Below are 10,805 nucleotides of genomic sequence, written 5' to 3'. Positions count from 1 at the left end.
AGTAGCATGGGCCAAGAAGTGATTCTCTGTGTCGACGACGACAGCGGCGTGTTGACCTCGCTGCGCTCGCTGCTCAGCAAGAACCTGCTGCATGGGCAGCTGATCGAGATTGCCGAGAGCGGCGCCGAGGCGCTGGAGCTGATCGACGAGATGGAGCGCGAGGGCCAGACGCTGGCCGTCATCGTGGCCGACTACATCATGCCCGGCATGAAGGGCGACGAGCTGCTGGTGCGCGTGCACCAGCGCTTGCCCGATGTGCTGACCATCATGCTGACCGGCCAAAGCAACCTCGATGGTGTCAAGCGCGCGATCAACGAGGCCAATCTGTTTCGCTTTCTCGAGAAGCCCTGGCATAACGAGGATGTGGTGCTGACCACGCAGGCGGCCCTGCGCGCCTTCCAGCTCAATGCCGAGCTGCAGCGCCATGTGCAGGAACTGCGCCGGATGAACGAGGAGCTTGAGCAGACGGTGGCCGAGCGCACGCAGGAGTTGGTCGAGAAGAACCGCGAGCTGGAAGAGTTGTCGGTCACCGATCGGCTGACCAAGCTCTACAACCGGCTCTTCCTCGATCGCGTGCTCGAACGCGAGTTCGCCGCCGCCGGCCGCACCGGGCGTAGCTTCGCGCTGATCCTGCTCGATCTGGACCGCTTCAAGCGGGTCAACGACACCTATGGCCACCATGTCGGCGACGAAGTGCTGATCACGCTGGCGCAGATCCTGCAGGTGCGCGTGCGGGCCAGCGATGTGGTCGGCCGTTGGGGCGGCGAGGAGTTCCTGATCATCTGCCCCGATACCGATGCGGCCGGCGGCATGCAGGTCGCCGAAAACCTGCGCCTGCGCATCGAGGAGCAGCAGTTCCCGCGCGTCGAGCGCTGCACCGGCAGCTTCGGGGTTGCTGTCTACACGCCGGGCGACACGATTGCCGCCGTCGAAGCGCGCGCCGACAAGGCCCTCTACGCGGCCAAGGCCAACGGTCGCAATCGGGTGGAGTTCGGCGAGCGGGTCAGCGAAGCCCAGCCGCGCCGCGCGCCCGGCTGAAGGGCAGCCGGTGCGTTGGGGCAAACGGCTCCAGATGCTGCTGGCTTTCGCGGGCGTGCTGGCCGTGGCCGGCGTGATTGCCGCGCTGGTGGCACAGGCGCAGCAGCGTCAGCTGGAGCAGCGCTTTGCCCAGGACAGCCAGCATCTGGTCTCCCAGATGGAGGGCCGGCTGCAGTCCCATTTCGAGGCGCTGCGTGCGGTGGTCGGCCTGTTCGCCGTACAGCCCGAGCTGAACCGGCTGCAGTTCCAGCGCTTTCTCACCGAGCTGCAGCTGCAGCAGCATCACTCGGGCTTCCAGGCGGTGCAGTTCGTGCGCGCCGTCAATGCCGGGCAGCGCCAGGCCTTTGTCGCCCGCGTACGGGCCGATCGCTCGGTCAGCAGCGACGGTTTCCCATCGTTTGCGATCCACCCGGAACAAGCGCACGAGCTGCACTACGTGATCGAGTACACCGAGCCGATGCAGGGCAATCAGCGCGCCTTCGGCCTTGACCTGGCCTCGCTGCCGGCGCATCTGCGGGCGCTGGAGCTGGGCCGCGACAGCGGTCTGCCCGTCGCCACCGAGCCGATCAAGCTGGTGCAGGACCCCAGCGGCAGCGCCGGTTTCGTCGTGCGCCAGCCGATCTACCACGCCGGTGCCAGGCTGGACACGCTGGCCGAGCGTCGGGCCGCCCTGCTGGGCTTCGCGGCCCTGGTCTACCGGGTGGACGATCTGGTCCGCGAGGCCATCGACGCGCAGCTGCTGCCGGCGATGCGGGTGCGCATCCACGACAGCGGCTACGCCAGCGAAGCCCGTGGCACAGCGCCGGCCAAGCTCTTGTTCGACAGCGCGCCGGCGGCCATCGCCCGCACGGGCTTGAGTGCCACTGCCAGCCTGAGCGTCGGCGAGCGCCGGTGGGACTTCCAGTTCGAGGCCTTGCCAGGGCCGCGCTACCAGAGCGACGCGGCCCGGCCCTTGATCATCCTCGGCGCCGGCCTGTTGACCGCGCTGCTGGCCGCGGCGCTGGTGTCCGGCTGGGCCAGCCGGCGTGCGCTGGCAGCCCAGCTGGCTCAAACGCTGGCCGATCTGAGCGCGATCTTCAACAGCGCCGCCGTCGGCATCGAGTTCGTCAAGGACCGCCGCATCCTGGCCTGCAATGTCGGCCTGGCCGAGATGCTGGGCCACCACCCCGAGGAGCTGGTTGGTGCCTCGACCCGCGTCCTTTACGAGAACGACCAGATCTTTGAGAACGCCGGGCGCATCGCCTATGCCGCCATCGCCGAGCACCAGCGCTGGATCGGCGAAGTCGAATGGGTACACAAGGACGGCCACAAGATCCCCTGCCGCCTGCATGGCAGCCTGCTGGTGCCCGGCCAGCCCGAACTCGGCTCGATCTGGGTCAGCTACGACATCACGGCGCAGAAGCAGGCCGATGCAGCGCTGCAGACCAGCCTGCACCAGGCCGAGCAGGCCTTGCAAGAGCTCAAGACGGCCCAGGCCCAGCTGATCCAGCACGAGAAGCTGGCCTCGCTGGGCCAGCTGGTGGCCAATGTGGCGCATGAGATCAACACGCCCATCGGTGCCATCCGTTCCAGCAGCAGCAATCTCACCGAGGCCCTGGCGCACTGCCTGGCCGGCCTGCCGCCCTTGCTGCAGCAGCTGGAGCCGGAGATGCAGCAGCTGTTCATCGCACTGACGCAGCAAGCCCCGCAGGCGCAGGCGCCACTGAGCACCCGCGAGGAGCGTGCACGGGTGCGCGAGCTCGGCGACGCGCTGAGCGAGGCCGGCGTAGCCGCGCCGCGCCAGAGTGCCGCCGTCCTGGTTCAGCTCGGCCTGCAGCGGCTGCGACCCGAGCTGCTGCCGCTGCTGCGCCACCCGCTGCGCGAGCAGCTGCTGAGCCAGGCCGAGGCCGTGGCGACCTTGACGCGCAGCGCCAGCAATATCGGCATGGCGGTGGACCGGGTCAGCAAGATCGTCTTTGCCCTCAAGCGCTTCTCGCGCGCCGAGGTGTCCGGCCAGCTGCAGCCGACAGATCTGCGCGAGAGCCTGGAGACCGTGCTGACGCTCTACCAGAACCAGCTGCGCCAGGCCGTCGAGCTGGTGCGCGACTATGAGGACGGCCTGCCACCGCTGCCCTGCCTGCCCGATGAGCTGCACCAGGTCTGGAGCAATCTGATCCACAACGCGCTGCAGGCCATGGAGCACCGCGGCCGGCTTGGCGTGCGGCTGCGCCGGCAGGACGGCTTTGCCGTCGTCAGCATCAGCGACAGCGGCTGCGGCATCGCCCCGGAGCTGCGTGCACGCATCTTCGAGCCCTTCTTCACCACCAAGGCCGCCGGCGAGGGCAGCGGCCTGGGGCTGGACATCGTCAAGCGCATCGTCGACAAGCATGGCGGCCATATCGAGCTGGACAGCGCGCCCGGCCAGGGCAGCTGCTTCTCGGTCTGGCTGCCTTACCCGGCCGCCGCCGCCATCGTCAGCGCGTCAGCCGGCGCTGCGCCTGGCTGAGGCCGTTGTAGCCCCAGTGGGCGGCGTCCAGCGTCTGCACGACCAGATAGCAGGGCGGATGCCCATGCCCATCACCGCCCAGCGCCTCGCGCAACAGCGCATCGGCGCCGGCCAGCCAGGCGGCGACTTCGGCCTCGCCATTGGTGCCGGCGGTGACCTGGATCTCCAGCTGATGGGCGTGCTGCCCAGCCGGCAGCGCTGCGCCAGCGGCAAACCAGTGGCCAGGCGCGAGGCGGTCGACCCGCAGCGTCGTCAGGCTCGGGTCCTTGTGCAGCGTGCGGGCGGTCAGCGCGGTCAGTGCGGCGGCCAATTGGGCAAGATCGGGGGCGGCCTCGTCGCTGAGGCTCAGGTGCAGATGCGGCATGGTGTCAGGCCTTCAGTAGTAACGGGCATAGCGATCAGCGCTGGACCAGCGGCGGTAGGCGCGCTCGAACCAGGCCTGGAAATAGCGGTCCAGCAAGGGTCGCGGCGCCGGCGTGGCGCGCTCCGTGGGTGCTGCGGCCGCGGCTTGCGGCGGCCGTTGGAAAGGGCGGATGACGCTCATGGCAAAACTCCGTGGTGATCGAGTGAGGCCATGCTATGTTTGCAATCTCGCTCAAACAACCACCTGCTGCGCTTTACGAAAATGCAGAAACGCACAAGCCACCCGGCCGGCAGCTCGGCCGAGGACACCGGCCCGGCGCTGGACTGGGACGACTTGCGCTGGGCGCTGGCGATTGCCGACGCCGGCTCGCTCAATGGCGCCGCGCAGCGCCTGGGCGTGCGCCACAGCACGGTGCTGCGCCGGCTCGACGCGCTGGAGGCGCGCTTGGGCGCCCGGCTGTTCGAGCGGCACCGCCAGGGCTATGCGCCGACCGAGGCCGGCGAGCTGATGGCCGCGCAGGCCCGCGAGATGCAGCCCGGCATTGCCGAGCTGCAGCGGCGCATCATCGGCCGCGATCTGCAGCTGCAGGGCAGCCTGCGCTTGTCCACCGCCTTCGTCGCCACGCTCTACCTGCTGCCCGAGCCGCTGGCCGCCTTTGCGCGCAGCCATCCGGGCATTGCCGTCGAGGTGCAGGAGAACTCGGCCCTGGTCGATATGTCCAGCCGCGACGCCGACGTGGCGCTGCGCATGAGCCGCGAGGTGCCTGAGCATCTGGTCGGCCGCCGGCTTGGCGAGCTGCGCATGCGCGTTTATGCGCGCCGCGGCGCGCCGGGGCTGCCGCAGGCGATCACGCCGGTCGAACAGCTGTGCCGCGACTATCCCTGGATCGGCTTTGACCGCGAACGGCGCCGCCGCTTCTTTGATCGTTGGATGCTGGACCACGTCGCGCCCGAACGCATCGTGATGCGGCTCGATCTGCTGCACCCCGCCGTGGCGATGGCGCGCACCGGCCTGGCCCTGGCCCTGCTGCCCACCATCATCGAGGCGCAGGAGCCCGAGCTGCTGCCGGTGTCCGAGGTGCTGGAAGACGTGAGCACGCCGGTCTGGCTGCTCACCCATGCCGACCTGCGCCAGACCGCCCGGGTGCGCGCCTTCATGCAGGAGGTGGGCGCCGGCATTGAAGCGCTGCTGAAAGCTGCACCTTGACTTGCCACGTGGCGCCCCTATCTGCCAGCGATGCTGATCACCTGCCCCCACTGCCTTGCCAAGAACCGCGTGCCTGACGAGCGCTGCGGCGACGACCCCAGCTGCGGCCACTGCAAGCAGCCGCTGCTCTCGGGCCACGCCATCGAGGTTGACGAAGCGCGGTTCACCGCCATCGTCGCCGGCAGCGAGCTGCCCGTCCTGGTCGATTTCTGGGCGCCCTGGTGCGGCCCCTGCCGGGCGATGGCACCGCAGTTCGAAGCCGCAGCGCGCCAGCTGAAGGGCCGGGCCCTGCTGCTCAAGGTGAACAGCGACGAAGCGCCACGGCTCTCGCAGCACTACGGCATTCGCAGCATCCCGACGCTGATCCAGCTGCAGGGCGGCCGCGAAGTGCGGCGCATCAGCGGCGCGCTGCAGGCCGCGCAGATCATCGGCTGGCTGCGCTGACGCTGCCCGCGCTCAGCCAACGCTCAAGCACCATTCAGCCCACGTTCAACCCACGTTCAATCGCCCCGCCGGCCAGGCCTGCGGGTAGCCATCCAGTCGCTTCCAGGCGCGCCACAGCAGCAGGCCCACCAGGCCCATCACCACCGCCAGCGCCAACCAGGGTGAGCAGCCCAGGCTGCGGATCAGGCCATTGATCAGCGGCGCGCCCACCACCATGCCGACCAGCATCTGCGCCAGCAGCTGGCCGCTGCGTTCGCGCAGCCGCGACCAGTCGTCGACCAGGCACAGGCTGTAGGGCAGCATGGCAATCAGATAACCGACAAACTGCCTGGCCGAACCACCCAGCTGATCCAGCATGACCAGCAGCAGCACCGCCGGCAGCAGCAAGCAGCCGAGCTGGCGCAACCAGCGTGCCGCCAGCATGCGGTTCAGCTGGCTGCCCTGCGGCATGCCCGGCAGCAGCATCAGCAAGGCCTGCTCATGGCGGGTGCGCCACAGTGCCGCGCGCAGGCCGAGCAAGGGGTTCAAGGCAATGCTGACGGCGGCAATGCTCAGGCCGACGCTGGCGCCCTTGTCCAAGGCTTCAAAGGCTGAAGGGCCCAGTGTCAGCCACAGCACCACGCCGGTGATCAGCAGCAAGGCGGCAAAGACCAGCAGGCTGGCCAGCTGCGTCGCCCAGTGCGTGGCCGCGCCCAGGCTCAGCTCGGCGCGAGCCAGGGCGGACGCTGCATCGTGCCCGGGGTGGCGCAACAGCCGGGCCATCTGCCAGCGGTAGGGCGCATTGAAGAAGGCCATGATTGCGCGGTTCAGTCGCCCGCCGTGGAGCACGCCGGACTGGCCGCTGACCGTCAGGCGCAGCGTCTTCAGCTCACGCTCGCGGCGAGCCTGACGCCGTTGATGAGTCGTCCCGCCTTCGCCGAACAATCGTCGGATTGCATAGGCACCAGACAGCAGCACGCCTAGCGCCAGACCGAATGGCTGCTCGGCGCGCCAGGTGCTCCAGGCATTCACCAAAGGCGGCCAAATCGGGCTGTTCATGGCGAACAGCGCACACCAGATCAGCTGACCCCAGTAGCTGCCACGCATGAAGGCGATCAGCTGAATTTGCAGCCCGATGCACAGGGCCACCCACAACAAGGGGTCCTTGTCGAGCAGCCCGGCCAGCAGGGCCGTCAGCGCCAGCAGCACGGCGCTGAGCATCAGTGCCAGCTCGCGCAAGCGCCGCAGCTGCTGCGGCATGAGCCGGGCCAGCATGGCATCGTTCTGGCTCAGCAGGCTGCCGATCTGCAGCGCCCACAGGCCCAGCACCGCGGCCAGCAGGCTGACCCAGGCCATGAAGCGAGCGGCTGCCCACGATTCGGCCAGCCCCACTGTCAGCGGCAGTGCCAGCAGACCCAGCGCGATCAGCAGCAGGCCCCAGGGCCAGCTCTCGTTGCGCCGCTGCTGCCAGGGCGCGGCCAGCAGACGGCCGTACTGTTGCAGCGCACTCATCAGCTCAGCTCCATGAACAGGTCTTCCAGATTCATCGCCGGCAGCTCGCGCGCCGCCTCGCCGGCCAGCGGCGCCTGCGGCAGGCGCAGCAGCCAGCGCTCGCGCCCGGCGTCCAGCGGGGTGCGGCGCAGCAGCTCGGCCTGCAGGCGCTGCTGCAGCGCGGCCAGCTCGGCCGGCGTGCCGGTGCCGACACGCAGCTGCTCCTGCAACTCATCCAGCGGTGCCTGCAGCGCGATGCGGCCCTCGCGCAGAAAGGCCACATTGAAGGCCACACGCTCCAGATCCGACAGGATGTGCGTCGAAAACACCACCGTCGTGCCGCGTTCCAGCACCTGCTCGACCAGCTCGCGCAGAAAGTCGCGCCGACCAACCGGGTCCAGGCTGGCCACCGGCTCATCGAGCACCAGCAGATCGGGGTCATGGGCCAACGCACGGACGATGGACAGCCGCTGCTGCTGGCCACCCGACAGGCGCCCGATCTGCTGATCCAGCGGCAGCTCCCAGCGCGACAGCAGGCCCTCCACCTTGGCCTCGTTCCAGCGCGGGTAGAAGCTCTTGAAGTAGGCCAGCAGCTGGCGCGCGGTGAAGGCCTCGAACAGCGTGGACTGCTGCGGTACATAGCCGATGCGCGCCCGCACCGCATCGTCCAGGCGCTGGGCCGGCTGGCCGAACAGCTGCACCTCGCCGCTGCTCGGTTCGCGCAGGCCCAGCAGGGTTTCCAGCAGCGTGGTCTTGCCGGCGCCGTTGCGACCCAGCAGGCCAATCACTTGGCCGGGTAGCAGCTGCCAGTCCAGCTGGCGCAGCACCGGTTTCTCGCCATAGCTGAGGTTGACGCCGCGCAGCTGCGCGCTGTGTGCCAGCGCCAGGTGCTCGGCGCTGGTGGGCATGGAGGCCATGGTGGTGGACGCACCGATCAGGACTGAGTTCATCGGGTTTCCCCCTTGGCAAGAAGTTGTTCAAACAGGGCCAGCACCTGGGCGGCCGGCAGTTCCAGCTGCTGCGCTTCGGCGGCGGCGCGCTCCAGCGTGGGGCGCAGCAGCTCGATCCGCGAGCTCTGCGTCTGGGCACGCCGGTGCTGCTGGGCAATCACCATCGACAGCCCACGCCGCCGCTCGACCAGGCCCTCGGCCTCCATCAGGCTGAAGGCCTTGGACACCGTCATCGGATTCACCGCCAGCGCCTGCGCCACCTCGCGCACCGAGGGCATCTCGTCGCCGGCCACCAACTGGCCAGCGACGATGCGCCTTCGCAACTGCTCCAGCAGCTGGCGATAGATCGGCTCGGTGGAACCGGTGTTGATGCTGAACAGGGTCGCGTCGTGCTGCACGGTGATGGGGGGGCTGCGTTGGGTTGCTGACTACGTGTATCAGTACTGTAGTACACATAGGCGGTGTTTGGCAAGCACAGCGCCCCCTTCACTTCACTGTCGAAAACCATTCAGGTCTGAACTTTGTTCATTCAACGCCGAACTTTTCGAGCCTTTTGCAGCGAAAGATCTGTGTTGTTGAGTCGGGGGCAGTTAGTCCACCGGTAAGCACGTACTGAGGTTCTGCTCCCGCCAGGTTGGAGCTTGCAAGAAGGGCGACCGCTAAGACGCAGCGCAAAAAAAACGCCCTTGACGGGCGTTTTTCAGTATTGGCGGGGGTGGAGCCCTCTTTGGGCCTAATTCGAGCCCGGCGAAGCCGTGACCTCCCTGCAGTGTCTGGTGCGCATCCCCCAGGTACTCCGCGCCCCTTCGATTGCTTTTCAGCTTGAGTTTCAGTTTCATTTTTTCCCCTTGGTTTGGCTCTCGATCTCCAAAGAGATCTCGATGACCAGGAACAAGGAGGCAAACAACACCAGACCTGCGCTGAGGAGGTCTCCGAACCACACCGTGCCCGACACGGCACCGAAGACGGAAACTGCCGCCAGTATAAGGGCTCGGTCTTGAGGCCTGTTTTAGATCCGACAAGCGCGCTTGCGCCGCAAGTCCTTGCCAGCATTCGAGCAAGGTAACGAGCCAAGTTTGGGTTTGTTCAGACATGCATGAACCACGCGTTCAGAGAGCGCCGATCACGGATCGGGCAAGTCCATGATTTGCCGACCGTTGCGGTTCAGTCATCACTGAACTGCGACAACCATGTTGCCCATTTCTCCCTGAGCGCAGGGCAAACACCCGCCACGAACACGCGCGCAGCCCAGCCCCGATGCACATCACCACGCGCTGCAACTCCGCCTGCAACTCTGCCTGCATGGGCCGCCTGGACCGCCCTGCAAGAATCCATTGGCACAATGCCCGTTCCGGCGGTCTGGCGCCCCGTGCCCCTTGCCGGCTCTTTGATGCTCCCCGCTGTCGCCTTCCTGAAAAAGCACCTCTCGATGAATTCCCGCTCCCACTCTGCCTTCCAGCTTTCTGCCGTGCTTGCCAGCGCCCTCTTGCTTGCCCAGCCCACGACGGCGCTCAGCGCCCCGCACGCCAAGCCGCGTGCCGCCGCGCACAAGCAGAAGACCGACAAGGCCGACAAGGCCGCCGCTGAACCGGCGATGACCACCGACGCCAACGGGCAATCGGTGCCCCTGCTCGCCAACAAGGCCTGGGTGCTGATGGACTTCAATACCGGGCAGCTGCTGGCCTCGTCGAACCCCGACGAGCCGCTGCCGCCGGCCTCGCTGACCAAGATGATGACCAGCTACCTGGTCGAGCAGGCGCTCAAGAGCGGCAAGGTCAAGCCCACCGATCCGGTCACCATGAGCCTGAACGCCTGGTGTCGCGGCGGCAAGGACGGTGACAGCTGCATGTTCGTGCCGCTCAACGCGCAGGCCTCGCTGATGGACATGCTGCGCGGCGTGGTGATCGCCAGTGGCAACGACGCCTCCAAGGCCCTGGCCGAGCACATCGGCGGCTCCGAGGCCGGCTTCGTGGCGATGATGAACACCGAGGCCAAGAAGCTGGGCATGAGCAAGACCCAGTTCGCCAACTCGGCCGGCCTGCCCGACCCCAACAACAAGGCCTCGGCCCGCGACCTGGCCGTGCTGGCCGCCGCCATCATCCGCAACAGCGCCGAGTTCTACCCGATCTACGCCGAGCGCGAGTTCAGCTACAACGGCATCAAGCAGGGCAACCGCAATGCGTTGCTGTACACCGACCCGACGGTGGACGGCCTCAAGACCGGCCACACCGAGGAAGCCGGCTACTGCCTGACGGCATCGTCCAAGCGCAACGGCATGCGCCTGATCTCGGTGATCATGAATGCCGACAGCAAGCAGGCCCGTGCCGACCAGACCCGCGTGCTGTTCAACTGGGGCTACGCGAACTTCGAGGAAGCCACCCCCGCACAGGCTGGCGCCACGCTCGCCAGCGCCAAGGTCACCTACGGCGTGGCCCCGGCCGTCAATGCCGGCCTCGCCCAGCCCTGGACCCTGGTAGTGCCCAAGGGCCAGGCCGCCGCCGTCAAGACCGCCCTCACGCTGAATCCGACCATCGAAGCGCCCATCGCCAAGGGCACCGTGATCGGCAAGATCGTCGCCACGGCCAACGGCAAGGCGCTTGGCGAAGCCCAGGTCGTGGCACTGGCTGACGTGGAACGCGCGGGCTTCTTTGAGCGGCTGCGCCAGCGCGTGGTGGGGTGGTTCTCGAAGTAAGGCGGCAGGCGGGCGTCGAGGTCGCGCTGGCAGGCGTGACCAGCGGCGGCAGGCACATGTGCTTGCCGTTGCGAGGCGCGACTTTGACGCCATGGAACCGGGCTCAGCTGAGTTTGTTCATGCCGCGCGGGCCGAGTGGCCCGCCCTACAAGGCTG

At 67.8% G+C, this 10,805-nt stretch carries 10 protein-coding genes; 5 read left to right on the top strand and 5 right to left on the bottom strand.

From position 1 onward, the window contains the following. The first annotated feature begins 6 nt into the window (after positions 1-6). Together RQP53_RS22535 and RQP53_RS22530 are read left to right on the top strand one after the other, a co-directional pair. A complete protein-coding gene (locus RQP53_RS22535) occupies positions 7-1,038 on the top strand; it encodes a GGDEF domain-containing response regulator (protein ID WP_315652958.1) in 1,032 nt (343 codons plus the stop codon). 34 nt (positions 1,039-1,072) lie between these two features. Beyond that, positions 1,073-3,523: a CHASE domain-containing protein gene (locus RQP53_RS22530; RefSeq protein WP_315652957.1), complete on the top strand. Its 2,451-nt coding sequence runs from the start codon at positions 1,073-1,075 to the stop codon at positions 3,521-3,523. Here the strand turns inward: RQP53_RS22530 and RQP53_RS22525 are convergent. Beyond that, the gene (locus tag RQP53_RS22525; protein WP_315652956.1) at positions 3,492-3,887 is read right to left on the bottom strand and encodes a hypothetical protein; all 396 of its coding nucleotides are present in this window, start codon (positions 3,885-3,887) and stop codon (positions 3,492-3,494) included. The two genes, RQP53_RS22530 and RQP53_RS22525, sit on opposite strands and share 32 nt — an antisense overlap. A gap of 12 nt (positions 3,888-3,899) precedes the next feature. Beyond that, positions 3,900-4,067, bottom strand: coding sequence for a hypothetical protein (locus tag RQP53_RS22520; protein ID WP_315652955.1), 168 nt, complete (start codon positions 4,065-4,067; stop codon positions 3,900-3,902). 81 nt (positions 4,068-4,148) lie between these two features. Here RQP53_RS22520 and RQP53_RS22515 point away from each other — a divergent pair, with 81 nt between their 5' ends. Continuing rightward, positions 4,149-5,093, top strand: coding sequence for a LysR family transcriptional regulator (locus RQP53_RS22515; RefSeq protein ID WP_315652954.1), 945 nt, complete (start codon positions 4,149-4,151; stop codon positions 5,091-5,093). A 30-nt stretch (positions 5,094-5,123) separates the two neighbouring features. Then, the gene (gene trxC, locus RQP53_RS22510; protein WP_315652953.1) at positions 5,124-5,537 is read left to right on the top strand and encodes a thioredoxin TrxC; all 414 of its coding nucleotides are present in this window, start codon (positions 5,124-5,126) and stop codon (positions 5,535-5,537) included. A 45-nt stretch (positions 5,538-5,582) separates the two neighbouring features. Here the strand turns inward: trxC and RQP53_RS22505 are convergent, their stop codons facing one another. Genes RQP53_RS22505 through RQP53_RS22495 form a run of 3 tightly spaced genes read right to left on the bottom strand, consistent with a single transcriptional unit; the run spans position 5,583 to position 8,355 of the window. After that, positions 5,583-7,028, bottom strand: a complete 1,446-nt coding sequence (locus RQP53_RS22505) for a hypothetical protein (RefSeq protein WP_315652952.1) — start codon at positions 7,026-7,028, stop codon at positions 5,583-5,585. Continuing rightward, on the bottom strand, positions 7,028-7,957 hold the full coding sequence (locus RQP53_RS22500; RefSeq protein WP_315652951.1) for an ABC transporter ATP-binding protein: 930 nt from the start codon (positions 7,955-7,957) through the stop codon (positions 7,028-7,030). The genes RQP53_RS22505 and RQP53_RS22500 overlap by 1 nt, the downstream gene beginning before the upstream one ends. Next, positions 7,954-8,355 carry a GntR family transcriptional regulator gene (locus tag RQP53_RS22495; RefSeq protein WP_315652950.1) on the bottom strand — a complete coding sequence of 134 codons (402 nt, stop codon included), beginning with the start codon at positions 8,353-8,355 and terminating at the stop codon, positions 7,954-7,956. Before RQP53_RS22495 ends, RQP53_RS22500 begins: the two co-directional genes overlap by 4 nt. A 1,031-nt stretch (positions 8,356-9,386) precedes the next feature. Between RQP53_RS22495 and RQP53_RS22490 the strand changes: the two genes are divergently transcribed. Then, a complete protein-coding gene (locus RQP53_RS22490; RefSeq protein WP_315652949.1) occupies positions 9,387-10,649 on the top strand; it encodes a D-alanyl-D-alanine carboxypeptidase family protein in 1,263 nt (420 codons plus the stop codon). The last annotated feature ends 156 nt before the right edge of the window (positions 10,650-10,805 follow it).

The sequence above is a fragment of the Roseateles aquae genome (assembly GCF_032337115.1).
Lineage (GTDB): Bacteria > Pseudomonadota > Gammaproteobacteria > Burkholderiales > Burkholderiaceae_C > Roseateles_C > Roseateles_C aquae.
This window is presented reverse-complemented; position numbering and strand designations above follow the sequence as displayed.